At 64.5% G+C, this 24,215-nt stretch carries 24 protein-coding genes and 1 pseudogene; 11 read left to right on the top strand and 14 right to left on the bottom strand.

The genetic code is table 11. From position 1 onward, the window contains the following. The first annotated feature begins 28 nt into the window (after positions 1–28). Positions 29–319: a transcriptional regulator gene (locus tag NP511_RS07200; RefSeq protein WP_049964997.1), complete on the top strand. Its 291-nt coding sequence runs from the start codon at positions 29–31 to the stop codon at positions 317–319. Positions 320–504: 185 nt separating this feature from the next. Further along, positions 505–864: a DUF7344 domain-containing protein gene (locus NP511_RS07195; RefSeq protein ID WP_006650102.1), complete on the top strand. Its 360-nt coding sequence runs from the start codon at positions 505–507 to the stop codon at positions 862–864. Here NP511_RS07195 and NP511_RS07190 read toward each other — a convergent pair. Beyond that, a complete protein-coding gene (locus NP511_RS07190) occupies positions 861–1,295 on the bottom strand; it encodes a Rieske (2Fe-2S) protein (protein ID WP_049964996.1) in 435 nt (144 codons plus the stop codon). The two genes, NP511_RS07195 and NP511_RS07190, sit on opposite strands and share 4 nt — an antisense overlap. 96 nt (positions 1,296–1,391) lie before the next feature. Between NP511_RS07190 and NP511_RS07185 the strand changes: the two genes are divergently transcribed. After that, positions 1,392–2,519: a saccharopine dehydrogenase family protein gene (locus NP511_RS07185; RefSeq protein ID WP_049964995.1), complete on the top strand. Its 1,128-nt coding sequence runs from the start codon at positions 1,392–1,394 to the stop codon at positions 2,517–2,519. A gap of 141 nt (positions 2,520–2,660) precedes the next feature. Beyond that, positions 2,661–3,056 carry a hypothetical protein gene (locus NP511_RS07180; RefSeq protein WP_049964994.1) on the top strand — a complete coding sequence of 132 codons (396 nt, stop codon included), beginning with the start codon at positions 2,661–2,663 and terminating at the stop codon, positions 3,054–3,056. Between the two features lie 9 nt (positions 3,057–3,065). Here NP511_RS07180 and NP511_RS07175 read toward each other — a convergent pair whose 3' ends face one another. The 4 genes from NP511_RS07175 to NP511_RS07160 form a co-directional block, all read right to left on the bottom strand. Next, complete coding sequence (locus NP511_RS07175) at positions 3,066–3,938, bottom strand: aminotransferase class IV (RefSeq protein WP_049964993.1); 873 nt, start codon at positions 3,936–3,938, stop codon at positions 3,066–3,068. Positions 3,939–4,354: 416 nt separating this feature from the next. Next, on the bottom strand, positions 4,355–4,822 hold the full coding sequence (locus NP511_RS07170; RefSeq protein ID WP_136396865.1) for a type II toxin-antitoxin system VapC family toxin: 468 nt from the start codon (positions 4,820–4,822) through the stop codon (positions 4,355–4,357). Further along, the gene (locus tag NP511_RS07165; protein ID WP_136396864.1) at positions 4,812–5,168 is read right to left on the bottom strand and encodes a hypothetical protein; all 357 of its coding nucleotides are present in this window, start codon (positions 5,166–5,168) and stop codon (positions 4,812–4,814) included. Before NP511_RS07165 ends, NP511_RS07170 begins: the two co-directional genes overlap by 11 nt. After that, complete coding sequence (locus tag NP511_RS07160) at positions 5,165–5,731, bottom strand: hypothetical protein (RefSeq protein WP_144240366.1); 567 nt, start codon at positions 5,729–5,731, stop codon at positions 5,165–5,167. The genes NP511_RS07165 and NP511_RS07160 overlap by 4 nt, the downstream gene beginning before the upstream one ends. 1,053 nt (positions 5,732–6,784) lie before the next feature. On the opposite strand from NP511_RS07160, the gene NP511_RS07155 reads away from it, so the two are divergent. Continuing rightward, complete coding sequence (locus NP511_RS07155; protein ID WP_049964992.1) at positions 6,785–7,003, top strand: HalOD1 output domain-containing protein; 219 nt, start codon at positions 6,785–6,787, stop codon at positions 7,001–7,003. Positions 7,004–7,022: 19 nt separating this feature from the next. Here NP511_RS07155 and NP511_RS07150 read toward each other — a convergent pair whose 3' ends face one another. From NP511_RS07150 to NP511_RS07135, 4 genes are all read right to left on the bottom strand, one after another. Beyond that, the gene (locus NP511_RS07150; protein WP_049964991.1) at positions 7,023–7,670 is read right to left on the bottom strand and encodes an anthranilate synthase component II; all 648 of its coding nucleotides are present in this window, start codon (positions 7,668–7,670) and stop codon (positions 7,023–7,025) included. Next, complete coding sequence (pabB, locus tag NP511_RS07145; RefSeq protein WP_049964990.1) at positions 7,663–9,258, bottom strand: aminodeoxychorismate synthase, component I; 1,596 nt, start codon at positions 9,256–9,258, stop codon at positions 7,663–7,665. The genes NP511_RS07150 and pabB overlap by 8 nt, the downstream gene beginning before the upstream one ends. Before the next feature lie 177 nt (positions 9,259–9,435). After that, on the bottom strand, positions 9,436–10,152 hold the full coding sequence (locus tag NP511_RS07140; RefSeq protein WP_049964989.1) for a helix-hairpin-helix domain-containing protein: 717 nt from the start codon (positions 10,150–10,152) through the stop codon (positions 9,436–9,438). Between the two features lie 70 nt (positions 10,153–10,222). Continuing rightward, on the bottom strand, positions 10,223–11,026 hold the full coding sequence (locus NP511_RS07135; protein ID WP_049964988.1) for a shikimate dehydrogenase: 804 nt from the start codon (positions 11,024–11,026) through the stop codon (positions 10,223–10,225). A gap of 365 nt (positions 11,027–11,391) precedes the next feature. On the opposite strand from NP511_RS07135, the gene NP511_RS07130 reads away from it, so the two are divergent. After that, positions 11,392–12,336, top strand: coding sequence for a calcium/sodium antiporter (locus tag NP511_RS07130; protein ID WP_049964987.1), 945 nt, complete (start codon positions 11,392–11,394; stop codon positions 12,334–12,336). 42 nt (positions 12,337–12,378) lie between these two features. Here the strand turns inward: NP511_RS07130 and NP511_RS07125 are convergent, their stop codons facing one another. Further along, on the bottom strand, positions 12,379–13,704 hold the full coding sequence (locus NP511_RS07125; protein WP_049964986.1) for a DUF7344 domain-containing protein: 1,326 nt from the start codon (positions 13,702–13,704) through the stop codon (positions 12,379–12,381). A 74-nt stretch (positions 13,705–13,778) separates the two neighbouring features. Continuing rightward, positions 13,779–16,217, bottom strand: coding sequence for a PAS domain S-box protein (locus tag NP511_RS07120; RefSeq protein ID WP_049964985.1), 2,439 nt, complete (start codon positions 16,215–16,217; stop codon positions 13,779–13,781). A 154-nt stretch (positions 16,218–16,371) separates the two neighbouring features. Here NP511_RS07120 and NP511_RS07115 point away from each other — a divergent pair, with 154 nt between their 5' ends. The 4 genes and pseudogenes from NP511_RS07115 to NP511_RS07100 all read left to right on the top strand — a co-directional run bounded on the left by NP511_RS07115 (position 16,372) and on the right by NP511_RS07100 (position 21,198). After that, a complete protein-coding gene (locus tag NP511_RS07115; protein WP_049964984.1) occupies positions 16,372–17,760 on the top strand; it encodes a D-aminoacyl-tRNA deacylase in 1,389 nt (462 codons plus the stop codon). A 158-nt stretch (positions 17,761–17,918) separates the two neighbouring features. Further along, complete coding sequence (gene ftsZ, locus NP511_RS07110) at positions 17,919–19,085, top strand: cell division protein FtsZ (protein ID WP_049964983.1); 1,167 nt, start codon at positions 17,919–17,921, stop codon at positions 19,083–19,085. A 450-nt stretch (positions 19,086–19,535) separates the two neighbouring features. Continuing rightward, the gene (locus NP511_RS07105; RefSeq protein ID WP_136396862.1) at positions 19,536–20,108 is read left to right on the top strand and encodes a hypothetical protein; all 573 of its coding nucleotides are present in this window, start codon (positions 19,536–19,538) and stop codon (positions 20,106–20,108) included. A 460-nt stretch (positions 20,109–20,568) separates the two neighbouring features. Further along, positions 20,569–21,198: pseudogene (locus tag NP511_RS07100) on the top strand (DDE-type integrase/transposase/recombinase). 96 nt (positions 21,199–21,294) lie between these two features. Here the strand turns inward: NP511_RS07100 and NP511_RS07095 are convergent. Both NP511_RS07095 and NP511_RS07090 read right to left on the bottom strand, forming a co-directional pair. Then, entirely contained in the window at positions 21,295–21,699 is a 405-nt protein-coding gene (locus NP511_RS07095) for a hypothetical protein (protein WP_136396861.1), read from the bottom strand. Positions 21,700–21,897: 198 nt separating this feature from the next. Further along, a complete protein-coding gene (locus NP511_RS07090) occupies positions 21,898–22,533 on the bottom strand; it encodes a hypothetical protein (protein WP_049964981.1) in 636 nt (211 codons plus the stop codon). An 86-nt stretch (positions 22,534–22,619) separates the two neighbouring features. On the opposite strand from NP511_RS07090, the gene NP511_RS07085 reads away from it, so the two are divergent. After that, entirely contained in the window at positions 22,620–23,801 is a 1,182-nt protein-coding gene (locus NP511_RS07085; RefSeq protein ID WP_049964980.1) for an MBL fold metallo-hydrolase, read from the top strand. A gap of 4 nt (positions 23,802–23,805) precedes the next feature. On the opposite strand, the gene NP511_RS07080 is transcribed toward NP511_RS07085, so the two are convergent. Beyond that, a complete protein-coding gene (locus NP511_RS07080) occupies positions 23,806–24,138 on the bottom strand; it encodes a 2Fe-2S iron-sulfur cluster-binding protein (protein ID WP_049964979.1) in 333 nt (110 codons plus the stop codon). Positions 24,139–24,215 lie beyond the last annotated feature (77 nt).

Below are 24,215 nucleotides of genomic sequence, written 5' to 3'. Positions count from 1 at the left end.
TAAAAGCGCACCCGCCGTTACCCCCGGTATGCGCGAGGCCGACGAAACCACCCGACAGAAACTCGCCGACGCCCTTCGGGCCGAGCCGGCGACGCCGAGCGAACTCGCGACGCAGTTCGATCTCACGCCCCACGCGGTGGTGGGCCACGTCGAACACGTCTCCCAGTCGGTAGCCGACGGCGACGAGCAGTTCCTCGTCGCCCCGCCGACCTGTCGGAACTGCGGGTTCGACGACTACGACGACCTGCTGAACCTCCCCTCGCGGTGTCCCGACTGCAAGAGCGAGTCCGTCGACGAACCGACGTTTACGATCGAGTGACCCGACAGTCCACCTTCGAGGACTGTCATCGCCGGTGTCTAATTTCGTCTCCGATTCGACACTAATATTTAGCGCGCAAGAGCAAACCCGGTAGTCCCCTCGAGCGAGCGGTCGTGTCCCGGTCGACGAACCCCCGCGTGTCCGGGCACCGTCTCGGCCGTTCGACTCGAGCCCATCGAACAGATATGAGTCCCGCACCACACTCGGAACCCGATCGCGCCGAGTTCGTCCAGGCCGTCCTCGACTGGCTCGACGAGCCCACCGCATCGGCAGAGGCGATCGACGACGCGTTCGCGTTGCTGTCCGACCAGCGCCGCCGGCTGCTGTTGCGGGTCATGCGCACCTACGACGAGGAGCTGACGCTGCCCGACGCCGCGGAGGAGGTCGCCATCCGGGAGACGGGCCACGGCGTAACGGATATTCCGGCCGAGCGGGTCACCGAGGTTTATCTCTCGCTCTATCACGATCACCTGCCGCGGCTGGTCGATGCCGGCCTGCTCGTGTACGATCAGGAACGCGATCTCGTCGCGCCCGACGAGATCTAGAACTCGACGTTCGAGGTCGACGTCCGATCGAGATCGTCCGTCTCGAGCGGGCCGGGACCGACGAATTCGTAGTCGTCGTCGGTCAGGTAGACGTCGCCGTCCGCGACGGTGACCTCGAGGTCGGTGAGATAGGCTCCCTCGCAGGGGCCGAAGGTACAGCGGCCCGAGTCGGGTTCGAAGTACGCGCCGTGGTTCGCACAGACGAGTTCGCCGTTCCGGATCGGCGCGCCAGACCCCTTGTCCAGTTTGATATGCGTGAGATGTTGACAGTAGTTGAGCCAGCAGGCGACCTCGTCGGCGGGATCGTCGCCGTCGGGGTCGGTCCTGACCAGAATCGCCTCCCGTTCGTCGCCCGCGTCGTCGGCGACGCGAAACAGCACCGTCGAGTCGGCGGGCACGTCCGCGAGCGTCGTGATCCGTCCTGCGTCCATGGGCCCCCGATTACCGGTCGCCCGTCCTGAACGTTTCGACAACGAGCGGGCATATGTCTGACAGAGTTTTAACCCCCTCTCCGCCCAACACCGCCTATGGACTCCCTTCTCGTCTACGGCTCCTACGGCTACACCGGGCGACTGATCGCACGCGAGGCGGTCGCTCGCGGCGGGTCGCCCGTCGTCGCCGGCCGCGACGGCCGCGCGGTCGCCGAACAGGCCGACGCGCTCCGGGTCGAGGGCCGGACCGTCGACCTCGCGGCCGACGACCTCGAGCGCCGACTCCGCCCCTTCGACGCCGTCCTCAACTGTGCCGGTCCGTTCGTCGAGACGGCCGGCCCGCTGGTCGACGCCTGCCTCGAGACGGGGACGGACTACCTCGATATCACCGGCGAGTTCCCGGTCTTCGAGCGGCTCCGCCAGCGCGACGAGCAGGCCCGCGAGGCGAGGATCACGCTATTGCCCGGCGTCGGCTTCGACGTCGTCCCCTCGGACTGTCTGGCGGCGTTTCTCAACGAGCAGCTACCGGCCGCCGACCAATTGCGACTCGGGATCAAGGGCGGGGGCGGCCTCTCGCGGGGCACCGCCCGGACGATGCTCGAACACCTCGGCGACGGCGGCGTCGTGCGCCGCAACGGCCGGCTCATTCAGGTGCCGACCGCGTTCCGGAGCCGCGAGGTCGACTTCGGCGACGGCCCCGAACACGCCGTCACGATCCCGTGGGGCGACGTCGTCACCGCCGCCCACAGCACCAGGATCGAATCGATCGAGGTCTACGCCGCCGCGCCGTCGTGGGCGGACCGGGCCCTCTCGGCGGTCGACTCGCTGGGCTGGCTCCTCGAGCGCGGCCCCGCCGAGCGAGTCCTGAAGCGACTGATCGACGCCCGACTCGAGGGGCCGGACGACCGCCAACTGGCGACCGGCAGCGCCGTCGTCTGGGGCGAGGTGACCGACGAGGCGACCGGCCGACGGGCACAGGCCCGGCTCCGCACACCGAATCCCTACGCCCTGACGGTCGAGTCGGCGGTCGCGGCCGCACAGCGGGTCCTCGAGGGGGGCCGGGTCCCGGCCGGCTTCCAGACGCCCGCATCGGCCTTCGGCAGCGAATTCGTCCTCGAGCTGTCGGCGACCGAGCGGGAACTGGTCGAGACACCGGCCGAGTCCGGCGGGCAAGCGGCGGCGATCGGCGAGTCCGAGCGGCCGTCGCCGGTCGAGCCGCGGTGAATCGATCCGTTCGGCGGGAGTGGAGCCACGTTTTCCGATGGCACTCGAGCGGCGAGTCCCGGCGAGGCGGTCCCGAGGACTGCGGACCTCTTGGATAACCAACCACACTTTTGTGCGTCCGGCTCGAGCCGGTAGCTATCGATGTCCTCCGATCGACCGACCCTTCGCGAGCGGTTCAGGGACGATCTCCGGACCGGCTCGCTGCCGGTTTTGTTGACCGCGGTGCCGATCGCGATGGCGGTCGGGCTCGGAAGTACGTGGTACTGGGACGAGTTCGCCGGCGGGGTCATGTTACTCATGCTGCTCGGTGTGATCGTGCCGTCCATTCACGAAGCACACTGGCCACAGGAGTGGCCTTGGTCGACCGACGTCCTGTGGACCGTCGCCGCGTCCGCCGTCGCGCTCGGGCTGTTCGCCGGCATCTATCTGCTCGCCGGGGTCCTGACCGAGGACCCGACCCACCGCGCGGCGATCGCCTTCGGCGTGACCAGCCTCGGCGGCTGGTCGCTGTCGTGGGCGATTCGACGGGCGCGGTGACAACCACCGTTACTCGTAACAGGTTCGCTCGACCCGCTCGTCGTACAGCCGCGCGAGCCGGTCCGTGACCGGGCCGCCGCCGATCGCGCGGCCGTCAAGCGTCCCGATCGGACGGAGTTCCCACGTTCGGTTCGTGAGAAACGCCTCGTCGGCCGCGCGGACCGCGTCCGGCTCGTATCGCCCCTCGCGGACCGAAATCCCGGCCTCGCGGGCCAACTCGAGGACGATATCGCGGGTGATCCCCGGCAACACCGGGCCGTCGGTCGTCGGCGTGTGGACCGTGCCGTTCCGGACGAAACACAGGTTGCTCGTCGCGCCCTCGGTCACTCGGCCCTCGAGATCGCACAGCAGCGCCTCGTCGCTTCCGGGCTCGAGTTCCGTGCGCGCGAGAATGCCGTTCAGGTAGTTGTGAGTCTTGGCGGCGGCGGGGATCGACTCGTCGGGGACGCGGCGCGTCGCGACGGTTTCGACGGTCGCCGGGCCGTCCCAGACGGGCTCGCCCTCGAGCCCGCCCCGCGGGAGCGGTTTGACGTAGACGACGACGGTGGGATCGACCTCGGGATCGGGGGTGAGCTTCCCCGGCTGGACGCCGCGGGTGATCGACAGCCGGACGTAGGCGTCCGCGAGGTCGTTGGCCGCCAGCGTCTCGTCGATCCGTTCTCGGAGGTCGGCGGCGGCGAGCCCATGCTCGAGCGAGAGCGCCTCGCAGGTCCGCTCCAAGCGCTCGCGGTGGGCCTCCCACGCGAAAATCCGCCCGCCGTAGGCCCGCAGCGTCTCGAAGGCGGCGTCGCCGTACCGAAAGCCCCGGTCGTCGACGCTGACGGTCGCCTCGCTGGCGGGCTCGAGGTCGCCGTCGACGTGGTAGATCGGGTCGTCGGTCATGGCGGTGGATCGTCTCGTCGTGGCATTCGGAGGTGTATGAAGTTGCTGACTGCTGCTCGATCGCGCCGCTCGCGTCACGCTCACTTACGTTCGGGACTCGCGAGGGACTTCACGAAGCAGAGTTCCAGACGTTCGATACCGCTTCGATTTGCCCATCGTTCGGGTTCGTGCGCTCGTACACACGAACCCCTCAAGGCGTCGTTTTTGGCTCTCTCGAGTAGCCTATTGGCCCATGACTGAGGAGTTTCATCGTCCGATCGCCGCAATCGGCTGGTTCGTCGAACCGATCGTAAGTTGAGATGCACACGCGTTTCGCATCTCGTGTGTATATTCGTAGAGCGGTATTCTTCGATGTATAACTAGAGGGGAGAGAGTAGGAATGGAAGCGAGGTATAGAGATAATAAATATTTGCCATCTATAAATCATCAAGATAGTCGTCAAGTATTCTAAATTGTCTTTTAGATAAAATAACATCACTTTCTAATCCAGGAACTTTATCAAAGTCATCGTCCAAAGTGATGATCTTATTTGCTTCTGTAATTTGTGCAACCCTTGCATAATAACTGTCCCATCCATCAATACTAATGTCCTGCAAAATACTAAGGCTCTCCCTCAAAATGTCTTTAGACATTTCACCAAACCAGACTATACTTTTTGCAGATGAAAAATTTCTCATTAGTTGACTTGCGTGTTGTCGATCAATTTTGTACACACCACGCAAAACATGATATGCCCCAATAACTGCCGAACAAGGAACTATCGCCGTAACGTCTCCGGAGATTGCTTTACGAACATGGTCTAATGCAGGTTCACTAACTGGTGTTCCAGCATGAGCCAATGCTATTGTCGCGACATCAAATAACACCGGGCCATCATGATCCATCCCTCTCAGCACCTTTCTTGATTACTTGTCGATGCCGTTGAGTGTATGTATCTTCCGGTATTTCAGCTGAATCGACTCTTTGGATTTCTCCAGATGCTAGTTTTGAGGTGATCTCCTCAATGTATTCAATTATCTCATTTGCTTCTCTGTTATCAAGGTGATCCTTGGCATCGTCAAGGTCTTCCCAGTCTTTGAATTCAGGCCTTGATTTAGACTGCTTCTCTCTAGTAGAGTCTGTATCAATTTTCTTCTCCTGGTTTTCTCCAGATACCCGCCTCATATCATCTTCAATTGGCCAGAGATCACCTGACCGAGTCCTGCATCTACTAGAGGCTGCGGGAGTCATGGTCTAACCTCTTCTACGAAGTCGATATGCTTAGTAATGTTGGTTGATATATATTCCTCTATTTCTTCAGATTTTATCACAGTATCTGGATAGGACGATGCTCTTATGAGACTCCCACCGCTTGATTCTTGTACAATATAGTTGTCTTCATCATGATCGAATCGATATCCGACGAGATCTACTTGGTCTGCGGAGTCATGTATGATATTCAGATCATTTGGGCTATTTTCGATATGAAGGTCTGATTCAATCGATCGAATATTTATTTGCTTCTCACCTAATACATCGGACAAGAACTCAAATACGTCATCAAAGTTTTCAGGACCGATATATGGGTGAAAATGGATTCTGGGTGGTTCATCTTCTTCACTTTCAAACATATTTATGAGTAAGCTAGAGTATTCATATGTGTCTGGTTCTGATAGCTTATCCTCAGAGATCATAATTTCAGATTCTTCGACATTATCTTCTTGAATTTCAACAGAGTAGTTCTGAAGACTGTCCGGGAAGGACATTTCTTTGATTTCCTTGAAGAGTTCAACGGCTTCTGTGTCATCCTCCATCTCAACGTTAGAGCAAATGGAGGTAAAAACAACTTGAGTAGATTCGTCACTCATACTGTGTTCTTGGATAGTCCTATCAACATCATACCCATATAAGTTTTTATTTGCCCTACCGACATGTGAGAATATAAGTTCGGGCTGAGCCCCCATTTTAACACTATGCGAATGGGTTATATTAATATTACACGAGTATACTATTTCCTTTTCATGTTGAGGTAGAGTGATGTTTCTATTGCACTACCACGGAGCAGTGCGGTGTATTTTGATGAAGCGGCCTTAGCCGTACTCTCTACTCGAACTGACGAATTGCATCACTTACTGCTAGTCCGTGTTGATCTGCGACCTCGGCCGCGAGATTCAATGCTTGGTCTTCTCTCTTGGTCCCTTTATGCTCCTTAGCAAGGAGTGATAGTGCGTAAACGATCAGTAGGTCATCTTGTGGGTGTCACATCTGACCATGGTTCGCCGCGGCTTCACTGATATACCCTTGTAGGCATATTCGACAATCACGGTTAACGAGCTCCCGCTACATCCTACCAGTAAAGTAGCCCCGCTCAATTTTTCGACAGCGCGGCGCGCAATTGCTTTGCCCCCTTAGGGGCACCCCGTTTTTGCAGAAGTACCGACGAACCGTGCCCACAGTCTGTCTCTCGAGCCAACACCCACCACCCAACCAGTCAATATCCTAACGTTCTTTAGGATAGATTCCGTAACGTACAAACGCGCACGAAAGTGCGCTGAGCCGGAGTCCTGCCACCAAGCTAGCACTCCGGCTCAACTATCGCCCCCGCGTCGCGGGAGCAATCCACCATTGACGTTGGCGAAATAAAGACCTGCCGACGTCCGTCGACCGGTCGCGCCCGTCGCCGACTCCCTCGCTGGGTTGTGAACCGCCGTCTCGGGGACACACAGAACGACCTATGGTCTCAAGCATCACCATCCACTGCGATTGTGGGACAGACTGCTGTATCGTACCGACCGACGGTCCGACCACGTGTCCGGACTGCGAGACGACGTTCGAACTCACGCTCCTCGAGCGCCCCACCGATCACCATGCACCCAGCAATCGCCACGGCACTCACGTATATTGCGGCCCGTGAGGATCGTGCGGTGACGGGTCTGCCGCCCCTCTCCGAGGCGGTCGACACCGAGGCGCTTGCCGCCGTCCTCGAGTCGAACCCGACCGCTACCGTCCGCTTCGAGTACGCGGGCTATCGTATCGTGTTGGGTCCCGACCCCGACGCGGTCACGGTGATCGAACGGGATCGCTGAGACCGCTCGAGCGGCTCGATCACGCGTCGGCGCGGGCGGCGAGCCGACAGAAGTTCGCGATCAGCTGTTTGCCCACCTCGAGCGAGATCTCTTCGCCGCTCCCGTCCTCGCCGGCCGCGCCCGGATCCGCCCGCGTGAGGATGCTTTCGGGGTGGAACTGCACCCCGAACTGGGGCTTCTCGCGGTGGCGGACCGCCATCAAAACGCCGCGCTCGTCGGTCGTTCGGGCGGTCTCCTCGAGCGTGTCCGGCAGGCCAGCGCGCTCCACCGACAGCGAGTGATACCGGCCGACCCGAAACGTCTCGGGCAGCCCGTCGAAGAGTCCCGTCCCGTCGTGGGTGATCGTCGACGGCTTCCCGTGGACGACCTCGGGGGCGTGGCCCACCGGCGCACCGTTGGCCGCACACAGCGCCTGATGGCCCAGACAGACCCCCAGAATCGGGTACTCGGTCTCGGAAAACAGCGGCATCGAGATTCCCGCCTCCTGCGGCGTTCCCGGCCCCGGCGAGACGACGATCCCCGTCGGCTCGAGGGCCCGAACGTCCGCGAGGTCGATCTCGTCGTTCCGGCGGACCACGACGTCGTCGGCGATTTCGCCCACGTACTGGACGAGGTTGTAGGCGAACGAGTCGTAGTTGTCGATCACCAGAACGCGCGTCTCAGTCACTCGCGTCACCTCCGTTCGGCTCCGTTGCGTCGTCGCCGGCCTCGAGCCCCAGCGCGGCCCGCTCGCCCAGCGCCTCGTCGACGGCCGCGATGAGCGCCCGTGCTTTGTCCAGCGTCTCGTCGTACTCGCGCTGTGGGTCGGAGTCGTGGACGATCCCCGCGCCCACCCGGAGGTGGTACTCCTCGGCCTGCCTGACCAGCGTCCGGATGACGATGTTCAGCGTCGCTTTGCCGTCGAAGCCGAAGATCCCCACGCTGCCGGTGTAGGGACCCCGCCGGGTTGCCTCGAGCTCGTCGATGATCGCCATGGTCCGGGGTTTGGGCGCGCCGGTGATCGTCCCGCCGGGGAAGACCGCCCCGATGGCGTCCGAGAGCGTGGCGTCGGGCCGGAGTCTGCCCGTGACGTTCGAGACGAGATGCATCACCTCCGAGTAGCGGTCGATCCGGCGATACTCCGCGACGTCGACCGAGCCGTACGTACAGACCTTCCCGAGGTCGTTGCGCTCTAAATCGACCAACATCGCGTGTTCGGCCCGCTCTTTCTCGTCGTCCAGCAGGTCGGCCTCGAGCGCGTCGTCCTCGGCCGGCGTCTCGCCGCGGGGCCGGGTGCCCGCGATCGGCTCCGTCCGGACGAACTCGCCGTCGCGCTCTAGCAGCAGTTCGGGACTCGCACTGACCAGATCGGCCGCCCGAAACTCGAGCAGACAGGAGTACGGCGCGGGATTGACCCGCCGCAGGGCGTCGTAGGCGGCGACGGGGTGGACCGCGGCGGGCGCGACCAGCCGCTGGGAGATATTCGCCTGGAAGGTGTCGCCGTCGCGGACGGACGCCTTGACCCGGCGCACGCGGTCGGCGAAGGCCTCACGGCCGCAGTCGCTCTCGAAGGTCGCTTCGGGGCTCGAGACCGGCGGGTCGCCGACCGTCGGATCGCCCTCGAGAATCCGCTCGGCGAGGTCGAGCGCCCGCTCGCGGCCGCGTTCGTAGGCGGGCTCGATGGCGTCGTCGGCCGGCGCTTCGTCCGCGTCGCCGGTCCCGACTCGCGGGCAGGCCGTGATCCGCAGCGTCGTCTCGCCGTCGACCGGTGCCTCCCACGCCGCCAGCCGGTCGTAGACCGCGGCCTCGAGCCGCGGCAGCCCCCGGTCGTCGACGGCCGACTCGGGGAGGGTCTCGAGTTCGCGGGCGACGTCGTAGGAGAGCCAGCCGACGGCCCCGCAGGGATAGGGCACGTCGCAGTCGCCGCGGGCCAGCCGGTCCGTCGCGAGCAGGCCCTCGAGCGCGGCCAGCGTCGGGGAGCCGCCGTCGGATCGCGCCACCGCGTCGGGGCCGACGGTGAGCCGGTCGACCGGGTCGACGCCGAAGTAGCCCCAGCCGGGCTGGCCGCCGGTCGTCTCGAGGAAGGCGCCGCCCTCGCCGTCGCGGGCGCGACGGTAGGCGTCGAAGGGGTCGTCGACGGCGAGTCGCACCTCGACGGGAACGCGGCGGCCGGTGCGCGTCGCCGGGGCGTCACGGGGCGTCGACGCGCCGGGCTCGGGATCGCGAGCGGCGGCGCGAAACGAGTCGAGCGTCGTGACGACGCGCGGGTCGCTCATGTGGCTCGGAACGGAACGGATCGATAATCCTCTTGCGATTCGGCAGTCGGCCGACCGCCGAACGCGGGCGGGGACGCCGGCGATCACGGGCCGCCGGTCGGCGGGGTCGACCGGCAAAACTGGGTCGGATCGGAGAACGGGGAGAGACGGCGAGAGAGTGAGAGAACCGCGGGGTCGTTACCTGACTTCGGCGCGGTCGATCCAGCCCTGAATGCGCTTCTCGGAGATGTCGGTCTGCTCGGCCAGGTCGGCGGCGTCGGCGACGGCGAGTTCGCCGACGGTCTCGACGCCCGCGCCGGCCAGCCGGTCGGCGTAGGCCGGGCCGATCCCCTTGATGGAGTCGACCGGTTCCTGATTCTCCGGTTCGGGCTCGTCTGCGTCGGGTTCGGCGTCGTCAACTTCGCCGTCGGTCTCCGCTTCGCCGACCGACTCCTCGAGGGCGGATTCGGCGGCGCTTTCCTCCGCAGCGTCGGAGTCGGTCGCCGCGGCCTCCTCGTCTGCGGCGTCGTCGGCCCCGTCCGCGGTTTCGAGTTCGGGCTCTGCGGATTCGGGTTCGGCCTCCTCGACGGGCGACTCGGGCTCGGCCGTCGTCTCCGTCGTCGGTGCCGCGTCCTCGGTCTCCGGCCCGGTCGCCTCCGCCGCTTCGGCGGCCTCCTCCGGGCGATCGGGCTCGTCCGTCAGCGACTCCGTCGACGCCGCCGCCGTCGAGCCGGTCGCGGCCGACTGGGGCGGCTCGGCGGCCCCTTCGTCCGCCGCGCCCGCGTCGGCGTCGCTCCCGGCGTCGTCGTTCGATCGTTCCCGCTCGACCGTTACCCCGACCTCTCGAGCGCCCCCGCGCTCCGAGTCCGACTCGTCGAACCCCAACAGGGACTTCAGCTTTTGGAGGATTGCCATTATCTGATCGTAGTCGGTTCCAACACTTAAATTCGCCTGATACTGTCGGTCCCGCGGTGCTGGCGCTGGGTTACAGCCGCGAGCGCAGTGCCTCGTTCATCGCTTCGACCGGTGCGTCCCGGCCGGTCCAGATCTCGAACGCCTCGACGCCCTGATACAGCAGCATCCACGCGCCGTCGACCGTCGTCGCGCCCGCTTCGGCCGCGTCGCGCAGCAGTCGCGTCTCGAGGGGCTGATACACCGCGTCGAGGACGGCCAGATCGCCGTGGAGCGCGTCGGCCGGCACCGGCGTCGCGTCCTCCTCCATCCCGACGCTGGTGGCGTTGACCAGCACGTCGGCCTCGGCCAGCAGCCGCTCGACGTCCGCCAGCCCGTGGCCGCTCGCCCGGGGGACCGCCTCGGCCAGCTGGCGGGCCTTGGGCTCGGTACGGTTGGCGATCGCGACCGTCGCGCCGGCGTCGGCCAGCCCGAACGCGACCGCCCGCCCGGCCCCGCCGGCCCCGACGACGACCGCCCGCGCGTCCTCGAGGTCCACGTCGTGGTCCCGCAGCGCGCGTAACGCGCCGACGGCGTCGGTGTTGTAGCCCGTCGGCGGCCCGGAGCCGGAGAAGTCGATCGTGTTGACCGCGCCGATCCGGGTCGCTAAGTCCTCCGGCGCGACGATCTCGAGCGCCTCCTGTTTGAACGGGATCGTCACGTTCAGCCCCGCGATCCCGAGGGCGTCGGCCCCCTCGATCGCGGCCGCGAGGTCGTCCTGATCCGGTTCGAAGGTCACGTAGCGGGCCTCGAGGCCGAGTTCGTCGTAGGCCGCCTCGTGCATCGGCGGGGACAGGGAGTGTCCCACCGGGTTGCCGAGGAGCCCGTACACGTCCATTGCCATCGTTTCCCGGTAGTCGGCGCGGCGGGCCTATAATGGGACCGGCTCCGGCAGGGACTCGTGGCTCGCTTTGATCACAGTAGCGGCCTTCGATGGGTGGTCCGGATTGCCGACAGCGACTACGGACAAGCGTCCTGCTATCGTGGCTGCAGGGAGCGGCCACGCCCTCCCCAGCCGATTCGCTCAGTCACTCCGTTCCTTCGCTCACCCCTCGCGCAGTTTCGTCGGCTGGCCGAACGGTAGTGAGGACAGCCGACAGTGCGCGCCACCGCAGCGAGACAGGCCGAGCGTGCGCAACGAGTGCCGACGCGGCGACGAGCTGTTTCGCGTCGCTTTTAGGCCCCTCGTGAGTAGCCGCCGCCATGCTTTCGGGAACGCCGTTGTATCTCCTCCTGTTGGCGGCCGGTATCGTCGCGCTGTATGGCGGTGCCGAGCTACTGGTCTCGGGGGCGGGGCGGCTGGCGCTCGGGATCGGACTGCGGGCGACGACCGTCGGCGTGACCGTCATCGCTTTCGCGACGACCGCGCCCGAACTGTTCGTCTCGACTATCGGCGCGCTGAACGTCTCGAGCGACGTGGGACTGGGAACGGTCGTCGGCTCGAACATCGCGAACATCGGGCTCGTGCTGGGGGTGTCCGCGTTGATAAAGCCGCTTCCGATCGGCGATCGGGTCCTCCGCCGGCACGTCCCCACGATGGTGCTTGCTGCCCTGCTTCTGGTCGGGCTGGGGGCAAACGGGCGGATCGGTCGCCTCGAGGGCGCGATCTTCCTGCTGGTGTTGGCCGGATTCACGGCCTTTCTCCTCTACTACGTGAACGCGGATCCGCCGTCGGTGGCCGACGATCCGGACGCCGGCGCGGGCGTCTCGATCCGCGATATCGGGCTCGTCGTCGCCGGCCTGATCGCGCTGGTGGTCGGCTCGCGGTGGCTCGTCGCCGGCGGGACGGGGCTGTTGTCGGCGCTCGGCGTCCCGGACCTCATCATCGGGCTGACGGTGCTGGCGCTGGGGACGTCGTTGCCCGAACTGGCGGCCTCGGTCGTGGGTGCCGTCCGCGGCGAGACGGAGTTCGCGGTCGGGAACGTCGTCGGCTCGAACATCTACAACGTCCTCGCGGTACTCGGGGTCGTGGCACTGATCACGCCGATCGAGATCCAGCCAGCGACGCTTCGGTTCGAACTCCCGGTCATGGTTGCCTTTACGCTCGTGTTAGTCGGCATGATGAGCTACGGCCGGCGGCTCACGCGACTCGACGGCGCGGCCCTCGTCGTCGGCTACGCCGGCTTCATGGCCTTGCTGGTCCTTTGATACGGTCTACTGTCCGTCAGTTACAGCAAACCGTCTGAGCCGTCACATTGGCAGGGGCGTCCCGTCGGTTTCGTCGCCGGCGGTCGGCAGCCGGTCCAGCCGTGGTCCGAGCTGAGTGCGGACGACCGACACGAGCGCATTCTCGCGGCCCTCGCCGGTGATAGCGCCCGCTCGTACTGACTCGTCGCCCACGTCGCGCTCGGCCGTCACGAGCATGGCCGCTTCGCGGTCCGCGAGGAGGACGTATCCGCACTGTGGCGCGTCCACCGGGAAACTGAACCAGTCGAACCGCGGTTCACAGACCGTCGCGGTCGGTACCGCCGACCGGACCGTGTCGCGAACGCGGGGCGACCGCGACGCCACGTAGACGTCGACTCCACGGTCGGCGGCATCCCGCAGGTTCTCGAGACACGTCGACCCGAGTAACACGGCGCTGGGCGCCATCACGAACAGTTCCTCGTCGGCCCCGGCGGCGATCTCGTCGCCCCGTTCGGCGACGTTCGCCTCGCCCTCGAGCGTCCAGCAGCTCTCGACGTCCGTCCCCGTCCGCTCGCTCCCGTCCGGCTCCCGGGCGATCGTCCGCGCCGGGACCGACGGCTCGCTCTCGGGTCGCGCTCGTCGCGTCGAATCGGACCGCACGAGCGCGGCGGCCTCGGCGAGCGGGCCGTCGGCGAGCCAGTCGACGGCCCAGTGTGGCGCGTCGGTTTCGAGCGCGGCCCGCCCCGACTCGTCGTCGTGGGCCACGAGCCCAGCGGCCGCGAGCGCGGGGAGCTGTTTGTGGGCCAGGTCCGTCGCCGCGGCCGTCCGCCGCGAGTCGGCCACGTCGGCCGGGCGGTCCGCCTCGCCCTCCCGGACGAGGACGCCGGCGGCGAGGTCGTCGACGGCGATCGGTCCGCCCCGACTCGCGAGTTCGGTACAGACGATCAGACGCCGCGGCTCCCGGAGCGCCTCGAGGGTCCGGGTCAGCGTCTCCCCTGCGACGGGGACGTCGTCCCCGGTCGGATCCTTAAGGAGGCTCTCGACCCACTCGAGATCGAGGATCGGGTGGGTGGTGAGCGAGACCGCCGGGTCGTCGCCGTCGGCGTCCCGGGACAGAACACCGCGGTCGACCAGCCGCGGGACGTGCCGGTGAATCAGTTCGATCTGGAGGCGCTCGCAGTGGGCGTCGGGAACGATCGGGGTGCCCCGTTCCACGGCCGCGACTTCGGTCGCGAGGTCGGCGATCGGCATGGCGGGTCCCGTCGCTGTGGCGGCCGTCGGGGTTTGCCCCTCGCGGTCGCGCAACACGGCGAGGAGGGCCCGCCGGTGCGGGTCCGCGAGGACGTCCGCCGCGGTCGTCGTCAGCTCGAGGGACGGGGGGAAACTCATTGGCGGATAGAGACAGCGAGCGGTGGAAAGAACTGTACCAGCATACTCTGGTATCGCTCGGTGGTGCCATCGGCTCAGTCGTCGTCGCCGAAGTACGCCGAGAGCAGTTTCGCCTGTGCGACCCGGAGGTGCTGGTGGAAGGTCTGGCGGGCGATGTCGAGCCGGTCGGCGACCTCCGAGGCGTCGCTGTTTCGCGTCGGCCACTCGAAGTAGCCGCCGTGATAGGCCGCCTCGAGGGCGAGGCGCTGTTTCTCGGTCAGTGCCGACTCGACGGTCCGCCGGAAGTCCCCGCGGGTCCGGACCGGCCGATCGACGGTCCGCTTCGAGACGAGCCGGGTGTCGGGGTAGGCCGAGGTGATCGCCCCGACGAGTTCCCGGAGATCCGAGTCGGGGCTGGTCTGGACGGTTAACTCGGCCGTGCCGTCCCGGACGACCTTCGACTCGAGGCGGGCCCCGTACTCCCCGAGTAGCTCGGTGATCGTCGAGCCTCGGACGACGATCTCCCAGTAGCTCTCGTCGTCGTCGGCGTCGATGAGACGCAGTTCCGTGATCGCGGCCGCCTCGGTCGCCGCCGATCGGAGCGTGTCGGGTTCGATGCCTGACACGGTGAGATAGTAGACGAACACCTCGTCGGTCAGCGGCAACACGTGGTCGATCGAGAGATCGCAGCCCGCCACCCACGAGAGATCGATACAGACGTCCCCGCGGTCGGTCGACTCGAGTTCGAGTTCGACGACGGTGTCGAGATAGAGGAGTCGGCGGACAGCCATCGCGTTGATCGCGTGCCCGATGGTGCCGCCGAACTCCTGTAACACCTCCCGCTCGCGGTCGGCGAACGCCGACGGTTCGCGGGCGGCGATCACGAGCGCGCCGAGGGGGCGATCGCTCGCGACGATGGGGACGACCGCGACCGACGCGTACTCGCGGGCCGCCGCGTGGGTTCGCCACGCCGCGATATCGCTCTCGGGGAGGGCCCGGTAGCGCTGGACGCTCCGACTCTCGAGCGCCGGCGAGCCGTCGGCCTCGGCCGGGGGATCGACGAACGACGAGAGGAGGTCCGCGTCGGCCGTCGGGTCGATCCCCGCCCCCGTTTCGGGCGTCCAGGCGTAGCCGTCCGTCCCACCGGGGTCCGCCCGACCGATGACGGCGAACCGGTAGGCGTCGGCGGCCGCGAACGCCTCGACGATCGCCCGCTCGATCTCGTCGCGTGTCTCGGCGGCGACCATCGTCTCGTCGATCGTCCGGACGATCGCATTGAGCCGCTCGAGGCGCTCGAGTTCGCGCTCGCGGGCCTTGCGGTCGCTGATGTCGCGGCCGACGCCGGTAAAGCCCAACACGGTGCCGTCGTCGTCGGTGATGCGGGCGCTGTTGAACTCGTAGGGGATCCGCTCGCCGTCCGCGGTGAGGAGCCGCCCCTCGGCGGTCACGCGCTCGCCGGCCTCGAGGATGCGATCGATCGCCGCCCCGATGTGGTCCCGGTCTTTCGGCGCGATGAATCGGAGCGGATGCATGCCGACGAGGTCGTCCGATTCGTAGCCGGTCACGTGCTGGAACTGGTCGTTCCACTCGATCAGGTTCCCCTCGGTGTCGAAGGCATAGAGGATGTCCGGCTGGGCCTCGAGGACGCTCTCGGTGAAGGCCTTCTCCTCGCGGAGTTCGCGCTCGCGGGCCTTGCGGTCGCTGATGTCGCGACCGATGCCGGTAAAGCCTAAGACGGTACCCTCGTCGTCGGTGACACGGGCGCTGTTGAACTCGTAGGGGATCCGCTCGCCGTCCGCGGTGAGGAGAGCGGCTTCGACGGTGACGGACGTCTCGTGTTCGAGGACGCGATCGATCGACGCCGCGATCCGGTCCCGATCCGCCGGCGCGACGAACTCGAGGGGGGCCATCTCGACCAGTTCCGACTCGGTGTAGCCGGTCACCTCCGGCACTCGATCGCTCCACTCGATGAACTCCCCGTCGGTGTCGAACGCGTAGACGATGTCCGGCTGGGCCTCGACAACCCGTTCAACGACGTGCTTCTCCTCTCGAGGCCGCCGTTCGCGCTCGTGGTCGTCGGTGCGGTCGTGGACGACCCAGACGTAGCCGGCCGGCTCGGCGTCCGCTCCCACGGCGACGCCGACGTCGTCGCCCTCGACCGTCGCCAGCACTTCGTGGACCCACACCCGGCCCCCATCGCTCGTGACGCGCCACCCTTCGGACTCGACCGTTCCGCTCGAGCGCGCGGCCTCGAGCAGTCGCTCCGGGTCGCCCGCCTCGCGTTCGGCCGCCGGAAAGAGGCGGCGGTACCGCGAGCCGACGGCCGCGTCCGCGTCGTATCCGAAAAGGGCCTGTGCGCCGTCGTTCCACGCCGTGAACTTCCCCTTGCCGTCGAGGACCGCGATGGCAGCGTCGCTGACGACCGCGCTCAGGTCGTTGATCCCGAGTCGGTCGGCGATACGCCGACCCTCCCGTGTCCCGTCGCGATCGCTTCCGTTCCCCGACTCCGATTCGTCGGGCGACTCGTCGATCATTGCTCCCCAACCACGGTGTTTCGTGCCATCTACCCCCATGGGTGAAAAGCTACGGGCCGCGTTTGCTGCGAGCTTTTAGAACTCGAGCGGCACGCCATGCCGCCGGCGGGTCCGAACCGGCGATGTTAACGGGTTCACCGACCGACGGGCAGGTATGACGACGCTCGCGATCGTCGAGAGCCGCGCCGACCGCGCCTCCGAACATATCTGTGACCGCCTCCGCGAGCGCGCCGACTGGCAGGTCCGCGAGGACGACTCCCGGCCCGACGCAGCGGGCGGCGGCACCTACTATCGCCTCGCGGACGCGGTCCTGCGCTCGTTTGACGACCTCCACATCGAACTCGAGGCCCCCGCCGAGGCCTTCGACTGCGACCCCGACCTGCTCGTGTTCGCCTCGAGACACTCCGGCGACACGGGTCCGCTACTGACCGGCCACTTCACGGGCAACTTCGGCCCCGCCGAGTTCGGCGGCGAGCCCGACGCGCTGGCCGACGCCGCCCCGAACGCGCTAGCCCGCCTGCTCGAGGCCTTCGACGAGTACGCGCCCGAGGAGTACGAGGTCGGCATGGAAGGGACCCACCACGGCCCCACCGACGTTGGCTGTCCGTCGCTCTTTGCCGAACTCGGCAGCGACGACGAGCAGTGGGACGACCCCGCCGGTGCCGAGGCCGTCGCCCGCGCCATCCTCGCGCTTCGGGACGTCGACCCGCATCGCTCCAGACAGGTCGTCGGCTTCGGCGGCAACCACTACGCCCCGCGGTTCGAACGGATCGTCCGCGAGACCGACTGGGCGGTCGGCCACGTCGCCCCCGACTGGGCCCTCGAGGCGATGGGTCATCCGACGGCCCACCGCGACGTCCTCGAGCGCGCGTTCGACGCCAGCGACGCCGAGATCGCGCTGCTGGACGGCGAGTGGCCGGTCCTCGAGGAGACCCTCGCCGACCTCGACTGCCGGCTCGTCGGCGAGACGTGGCTGCGGGAGGTCGACGACCGGCCGATCGAACTGGTCGATCGGATCGAAGCCGACCTCGGCCCGATCGCCGACGGCGTTCGCTTCGGCGACTGTCGCGCGGACGAGATTCGCGTCGTCGACCTCCCGGCCGATCTCGTCGAAACCGCACAGGGGATCGACCCCGACCGGGTCCGGACGATCGTCGAGAACCACACCGTCGCCTTCACCACGGACAACGGCGGAACGCGCGTCGGCTCGCGGGCGGCGATTCCCGCGAGCGCGGGCGATGCCGCGGACGACTGTGACGGCGCTGTCGGGGACGAACGCGACGCCGACACGCTTGGTCCGCGGCGGGCGATCGTCGACGACCTGGCCGCGGTCCTCGAGACGAAGTTCGACGCCGTCCGGCTCGAGGCCGGGGCCGTCGTCGCCGAGGAGACGGCCTTCGATCCGAAGTTAGCACGCGAGGCTGGCGTTCCCGAAGGGCCGAAGTTCGGCGCGCTCGCCGACGGCGAGCCGGTGACCGTCGACGGCGAAACGGTCAGTCCCGAGAGGGTTCTGACAGAGCGTACGCGACGGTTTCCGATCTGACTGAACGGGAACTCGACAGTAATAGATACCTATACCCCTCCTGTCGCGGCTTTCGTGGTGTCCTGCGTTCGACACGTATGAATCGATTACCGCGTCAGACAGGCGGCTGACGTGTAGGGGAAAGGTAATTATGCTCCATCTTTTAGACAGGGCCAAGAATGGACTCTCTCATCGACGACGCAATCGACGAGGCCGAAGACGGGGAGGCCGCGGTCCCCGACGAGACGCCACAGGGCGGACAGTCGGCCGACAACACTGAGTCGGACGGTCGACAGACCGGGACGATGACCGACGACGAACTCGAGGACGTTCTCCAGGATCTCCAGACCGACATCACCGTCGTCGGCTGTGGCGGTGCCGGCGGGAACACCATCAACCGCATGCACGAGGAGGGGATCCACGGCGCGAAACTCGTCGCGGCCAACACCGACGTCCAACACCTGGTCGAAATCGAGGCCGACACCAAGATCCTCATGGGCGAGGACAAGACCGGCGGCCGCGGGGCCGGTTCCCTGCCCCAGGTCGGCGAGGAGGCCGCCCTCGAGAGTCAGGAGGACATCTACGAGGCCATCGACGGCTCGGACATGGTCTTCGTTACGGCTGGACTGGGCGGCGGTACCGGGACCGGTTCCGCACCCGTCGTCGCCAAGGCCGCCCGCGAGGCCGGCGCGCTGACGATCTCGATCGTCACGACGCCCTTTACCGCGGAGGGCGAGGTTCGCCGGACCAACGCCGAGGCCGGCCTCGAGCGCCTGCGGGACGTCTCCGACACCGTGATCGTCGTCCCCAACGACCGCCTGCTCGACTCGGTCGGCAAACTGCCCGTCCGACAGGCGTTCAAAGTTTCCGACGAGGTGCTGATGCGCTCGGTGAAGGGGATCACGGAACTGATCACGAAACCCGGCCTCGTCAACTTGGACTTCGCCGACGTTCGCACCGTCATGGAACGGGGCGGCGTCGCCATGATCGGCCTCGGCGAGGCCGACTCCGAGGCCAAGGCCGAGGACTCGGTCAAGACCGCCTTGCGCTCGCCACTGCTCGACGTCGACATCTCCGGCGCGAGTTCCGCGCTGGTCAACGTCACCGGCGGCAACGACATGGCCATCGAGGAGGCAGAAGGCGTCGTCGAGGAGATCTACGACCGTATCGACCCCGACGCACGCATCATCTGGGGGACCTCGATCGACGAGAGCCTCGAGGGCAGCATGCGCACCATGATCGTCGTCACGGGCGTCCAGTCGCCCCAGATCTACGGCCGACCGGACGGCGAGGAGCCGGTCCAGCCCGAGCCCGCGGACGGCGAGGACATTGACTTCGTCGAGTGATGGGGACCGCGAGCCGTTAGACCGCAGAGCGGATCAAAGGGAGGAAGGTCCATCTTCACCACTTCTAGCTGTCTATACTCATATTTCAGGACCGTGAACTGTAAGTAAGAATTGCGACAAAGATGTCCGAACGATCCCGTTCACCTTCTACATCTTTTCGATCACATGGTCGAGTTCTGCTTCCATCACATGTCCATTAAAAATCCTGACTGGTTGCCCTTCATCGAGAAATATGGATTTTATATAGACTAAATATCACACAAACTACTCAGTTTCTCGCTGCCGCTGGTAGATATCTGACTTTTCTTGTTCTCCACGTTTCAACAACAGGTTCGAAGCCACGTCTAAAAGTGGTTTTAAACGGTTTTCAACACGGATCGACTGCTCCCGCCGGTCCCTCTATCTGATACATGAAAAAATTTATTATAGTTAAGAGTAAAATAAAAATTGATGTCTAAGGATAATAGAATAAATAGAAGAAGAATACTAAAAAGCACCGCGGCGTTCGGTACAGCATCGGCTACCGGACTCGTTGGCGTAAGCACCGCATCAGCGAATAACGCGACAGTCGATATCGACTCGTTGCTGGCGAGAACGGAAGTTGAGTCGATCATGAAGGAAATTCCAGGACTGGAGCTACAGTCGGACGACACCATAGTGCTGGAGAACGGGTCGGTAATCGTTTTGATTCCGGCGAACTACGGATCGCTGGTCGTCACTGACTCGGAGAACGGACGAACGGCGGCGTTCTACTTCGAAGAGCGGGTTCCTGCGCTCGACGCCGATTGGCCCAAGGGAACCCACGCTCGGTTGCAGGCGACGGTTGACGATCCCGAGCCCCTGTTCCAACGAACCACGACGGACGAAGAAATGCACCGCTATCTCGTTTCTATCGGTGCATCGGACCTCCGTACCGACGACGTTCATGTGAGTGTGACTCCGGAAACAGACGAGATCGACGTCACACATAAACAGCGACGAGCGCGTGATGACTGTTATCCGTGCTCAAATTTCGGACAGTAATGTGGAGAAAGCACGTGGCACACTGTCCAAAGCCTCGGGGTCCGCCCCCACCGCCGAGATTATAGAAAGAGAACGTTATGGGACTGGACGCAGTGCTGACGGGTCTGGTGGAGTACAGGTTGCATCTGTGGGTGGATGTGGCGGCTGTGGCGATGACATTGCCCTTGACGTACTTTACTGTCTAAACCAGGTAAAGAACTGTGGATTGTGTACGATTGGAAGCCCCGCCCCGCCAGTCGCCGTGGCCTGTTGGCTGATTGTGTGCTTCGGCGTTTCCTCCGCTGACGGTGTTTCAGCGGTACTCGATGACGTTAATATTCCCGGTTGCACGAATCTTGCCGGATGCGCCGCCGATTGCTTCATAGAGGAGTGGAAGGAATTGTGGTAGATTCTATAACACGGCACTGTCTAGTTGGTTCAGGTTGAGAAGTGAGCAGGCCGCTGAATTTCTTGTCCAAGGATGCTCTTAAACCTGATCAGCGGGAGTTATTCGGCGGATTTAGAAGAATCGTGGGAAACCGAGCGGACGGTGAACGCCTCAATGGACGTTCCCATTCACTTCCACGAAACTAGTTGTTCCCTTAATGAAATAACAACGATTTTATCCGAATTCGGTGTTGAAGGCTCGCATGGAGCGATTTGGAATGGAGTCTATCGTCTGGCTGACAGCGGTTGCGACCCGCCGACGGCGAAGTCGTCAAGGTCGCAGTTGACGAAACCCCTGTCAAAATTAATGGCGAATGGCTTCGGTTGTATGCTGCAATAGACATCGAGACAAGGTTGATTCTCACCTTCGACTGTTTGGTCGGCATGGTACCGATCCAGCAGCTGCGTTTCTGCATCAACTCAAGGAGAAACATGATCTTTCTGAGACTATGTTTCTCGTTGACCAATTCGACTATTGGACTGCCTCTCTTGAGTAGGACTGAGCAGTCAGGTCAGCTATATCGAGTGTTGCTTGATCGAAAAGTGGTTTCACACCTTCATGCGGATTGACCGCTTTCATAACTTGTAGGTGGGAAGTTGATCGAGTGTCCGCGGGTTACTTAGACAATTTATGCGCTACTATAACCGCCAGAGACCGCACTAAACTCTCGTTGGGAAGGTATCAATCGAGAATGTGCAGAACTAGACCGTTCCTGAGTGCTGGACGTGTGAGTGCGCATCAGGTAGGAAATTAAGGTATTCATGCAGTATGATACTGGCGTAATATTCTAAAAAGAAGGAACGCACCGATTCCACTGATCACAAGAAGGACAAGTTGAGATTTCGACCCTGGTGCTTGAGATCCAGCTGCTTTAAAAGGAACTCCAGTTATAAGGGTGAGAGCAAACAATTTTGCTCTCGTAGACACTAGTATTGATTTGATCCTAGCATATGAGACTTGGGTAGATTTACTTTTCTCAAAACCATTTCTTTTAAATATATAATAGGGAAATAACAAAAGACCACCAAGAGGAATGAGAATGGCTAGGTCATATCGCTGAAATTCATCAAGGTCAAAGCGACACATGTCCACGTATACGAATATAGCGATTAGAAATTGAATCAAATATATAGACAGGAGTATAATCCCTGTTGAACTGGCCATATATCCCATAAGGGTTAGTCAGAAATAAATTTTTTGGAGTGGAATAGTTGTGTGTGGTTTAATAATTTATAAATTATAACCAAAGACCTCGACATGTGAGGATGAGACCTCTAAAATCACTCGCTCTCGATGATCGCTCACAGATACGATGCTTGGCCTGAGGAAAGTACGCCGTCAGACTTAATCACTGCCCCTGCCTCAGCAAATTGGTTTCGGATCGATCCCTAAGTTGTCCAACGAACCCGCGTATGCGTCGTACGCGGCCTCGATTACCGCCTCGGCCGCGTCCCGAGCCTCGTCCCACTCGTCTTCGTTCCCACAGACCTCCTCGAGCAACGCGGCCGCCCGCTCGCCCTGTGCGACCGTCTCGGTTCGCAGGTCCCGGAAGCAGTCGGCTCGCTCCTCGTCGCCCTCGTTGACGAAGAAACTCACTACCTGCAGGTGGGTCCGATCCCCGACCAGCGCTCGCCCGACGAGCCCGCCCAGCCGGGCCGCCGTCGACTCGAGCGAGCGAAGTTCGGCGTGCATCGGGTCGACGCTCTCGGCGTCGCCTTCGTACTCGTCCTCGAGCAAGTCCGTAATGCGGTCGCAGTGGTCTCGCTCCTGCTCGCGGAAGTCGGCGAAGGCCTCGCGCGCCCCGTCGTGGTCCTCGTCGTCAGTCCACTCGGCGAGGGTCGCCGCGGCGACGCGCTCGCTGTCCGCAGCGGTCCGGAGGACCTGCGTTTCGGTCAGGTCCGCGTCGGTCAGCGCAACGAGGCGTTTCGACGAGCCGAGCCGCTCGAGTTCGGTTGCCATCGACTCCGCGACCGTGGCCTCGAATTCGTCGGCGTCCATACCGGCCCGACACCGGCCAGGGTGTTGAACGTTAGCCAGCGGTGTCCGCCGGCGGGTTTACCAGCGACGGGGACGTATCCGAACCCATGACCGACCGGAGCGACGCCGACGGACCGGCCGACGTCCCCTCGATCACGCCAGTGGCGCTGGCCGAGCGGCTACGAACCGGGGCGGAACTGACCGTCCTCGACGTCCGTGACCGCGACGAGTTCGAACGCTGGCACCTCGCGGGCGAGGGGGTCGAGGCCGTCCAGATCCCGCACATGAAGTTCGTCCAGGCGCAGGCCACCGGCGGGGTGACCGACCTCGCGGCCGACCTCGAGGAGCCGATCCTGGCGGTCTGTGGACACGGCGAGGCGAGCGCCCACGCCGTTTCCCTGCTCCGGGACGCGGGGATCGACGCGGCTAACCTCGCCGGCGGGATGGACGCTTGGGCCGACCTGTATCTCGCCCGCGAACTGCCGGTCGACGCGCCCGCGACGGTCGTCCAGTACGACCGCCCCTCGAGCGGCTGTCTCGCCTACGCGATCTACAGCGACGGCGAAGCCGCGGTGATCGACCCTCTGCGGGCCTTCGCCGACCGATACGCTGCCGACGCCGACGACCGGGGCGCGACCCTCGAGTACGCCATCGACACGCACGTCCATGCCGACCACGTCAGCGGCGTCCGGACGCTCGCGGACCGAACCGATGTGACGGCCGTCGTTCCCGCGGGCGCGACCGACCGCGGGCTGGCGTTCGAGGCCGCGACCGTCTCCGACGGTGACGAACTGCAGGTCGGCGACGCGACGCTGACCGTCGTGGCGACCCCCGGCCACACGAGCGAGTCCGTCTCCGTTCGGCTCGCCGGCGACGATGCCGGGCCCCTGTTTACCGGCGACACCTTGTTCCTCGAGGGCATCGGCCGACCGGACCTCGAACGCGGCGACGAGGGCGCAGCCGCCGCTGCCGAGGCGTTGTACGAGACGCTTCAAAACCACGTCCTCGCGTTCCCCGACGACACGACGATCGCGCCGGGCCACTACGGCGACGCCGCCGAGTCGCGCGCGGATGGGACCTACGCCGCCCGGCTCGGCGACCTCCGCGATCGGCTCGAGGCGCTCTCGATGAACGATCGGGAGTTCCTGGCCCACGCGACGAGCGACCTCCCGCCGCGGCCGTCCAACCACGAGCGCATCGTGGCGGCGAACCTCGGGCACGAGGCGATCGACGACGAAACGGCGTTCGAACTCGAGCTGGGACCGAACAACTGCGCCGTCGCGGACTAACCGGTCAGTCGTCGGCGACCGCGCCGTCGCTCGAGACGGCCTCGAGGTCGCCCTCGATGCTCGGCGGATACTTCCCGCGGTCGAGTTTCAGGTCCGACTGCGGCCGGGCCATACAGGTCAGCGCGTAGTTCTCGGCCTCTTCCTCGGTGAGTCCGCGGGCAGCGGGCTGGGTGACCTCGCCCGCGACGATCTCGGCCGAACACGCCAGACACATCCCCACCCGGCAGGAGTATTCCTGGGCGATGCCCTCCTCGAGACACCGGCTCAGGATGGTCTCTTTGTCGGTACAGGTGATCGTCTCACCCGTTCCGACGAACTCGATGGTGTACTCAGTCATACCTCTCGGTACGACTGACCTCCCTAAAACGTTTTATGTGCCAGCGGACGCCGGCTGCGGCTGGCTCCGTCCAACCG

The sequence above is a fragment of the Natrinema thermotolerans genome (genome assembly GCF_031165565.1).
In the GTDB taxonomy this organism is placed as follows: Archaea; Halobacteriota; Halobacteria; order Halobacteriales; family Natrialbaceae; genus Natrinema; species Natrinema thermotolerans.
Note: the sequence above shows the minus strand (reverse complement) of the source record. Positions and strands in the feature narration are given on the sequence as shown.

Coding starts and splice junctions, on each gene's coding strand:
- NP511_RS07130 (WP_049964987.1), top strand. CDS start 11,392: ATGCTTTCGGGAACGCCGTTGTATCTCCTCCTGTTGGCGGCCGGTATC.
- NP511_RS07095 (WP_136396861.1), bottom strand. CDS start 21,699: ATGGCCAGTTCAACAGGGATTATACTCCTGTCTATATATTTGATTCAA.
- NP511_RS07080 (WP_049964979.1), bottom strand. CDS start 24,138: ATGACTGAGTACACCATCGAGTTCGTCGGAACGGGTGAGACGATCACC.
- NP511_RS07190 (WP_049964996.1), bottom strand. CDS start 1,295: ATGGACGCAGGACGGATCACGACGCTCGCGGACGTGCCCGCCGACTCG.
- NP511_RS07105 (WP_136396862.1), top strand. CDS start 19,536: ATGTCTAAGGATAATAGAATAAATAGAAGAAGAATACTAAAAAGCACC.
- NP511_RS07140 (WP_049964989.1), bottom strand. CDS start 10,152: ATGGCAATCCTCCAAAAGCTGAAGTCCCTGTTGGGGTTCGACGAGTCG.
- NP511_RS07170 (WP_136396865.1), bottom strand. CDS start 4,822: ATGGATCATGATGGCCCGGTGTTATTTGATGTCGCGACAATAGCATTG.
- NP511_RS07115 (WP_049964984.1), top strand. CDS start 16,372: ATGACGACGCTCGCGATCGTCGAGAGCCGCGCCGACCGCGCCTCCGAA.
- ftsZ (WP_049964983.1), top strand. CDS start 17,919: ATGGACTCTCTCATCGACGACGCAATCGACGAGGCCGAAGACGGGGAG.
- NP511_RS07195 (WP_006650102.1), top strand. CDS start 505: ATGAGTCCCGCACCACACTCGGAACCCGATCGCGCCGAGTTCGTCCAG.
- pabB (WP_049964990.1), bottom strand. CDS start 9,258: ATGAGCGACCCGCGCGTCGTCACGACGCTCGACTCGTTTCGCGCCGCC.
- NP511_RS07090 (WP_049964981.1), bottom strand. CDS start 22,533: ATGGACGCCGACGAATTCGAGGCCACGGTCGCGGAGTCGATGGCAACC.
- NP511_RS07120 (WP_049964985.1), bottom strand. CDS start 16,217: ATGATCGACGAGTCGCCCGACGAATCGGAGTCGGGGAACGGAAGCGAT.
- NP511_RS07085 (WP_049964980.1), top strand. CDS start 22,620: ATGACCGACCGGAGCGACGCCGACGGACCGGCCGACGTCCCCTCGATC.
- NP511_RS07155 (WP_049964992.1), top strand. CDS start 6,785: ATGCACCCAGCAATCGCCACGGCACTCACGTATATTGCGGCCCGTGAG.
- NP511_RS07125 (WP_049964986.1), bottom strand. CDS start 13,704: ATGAGTTTCCCCCCGTCCCTCGAGCTGACGACGACCGCGGCGGACGTC.
- NP511_RS07185 (WP_049964995.1), top strand. CDS start 1,392: ATGGACTCCCTTCTCGTCTACGGCTCCTACGGCTACACCGGGCGACTG.
- NP511_RS07175 (WP_049964993.1), bottom strand. CDS start 3,938: ATGACCGACGACCCGATCTACCACGTCGACGGCGACCTCGAGCCCGCC.
- NP511_RS07180 (WP_049964994.1), top strand. CDS start 2,661: ATGTCCTCCGATCGACCGACCCTTCGCGAGCGGTTCAGGGACGATCTC.
- NP511_RS07160 (WP_144240366.1), bottom strand. CDS start 5,731: ATGGAGGATGACACAGAAGCCGTTGAACTCTTCAAGGAAATCAAAGAA.
- NP511_RS07135 (WP_049964988.1), bottom strand. CDS start 11,026: ATGGACGTGTACGGGCTCCTCGGCAACCCGGTGGGACACTCCCTGTCC.
- NP511_RS07165 (WP_136396864.1), bottom strand. CDS start 5,168: ATGACTCCCGCAGCCTCTAGTAGATGCAGGACTCGGTCAGGTGATCTC.
- NP511_RS07200 (WP_049964997.1), top strand. CDS start 29: ATGCGCGAGGCCGACGAAACCACCCGACAGAAACTCGCCGACGCCCTT.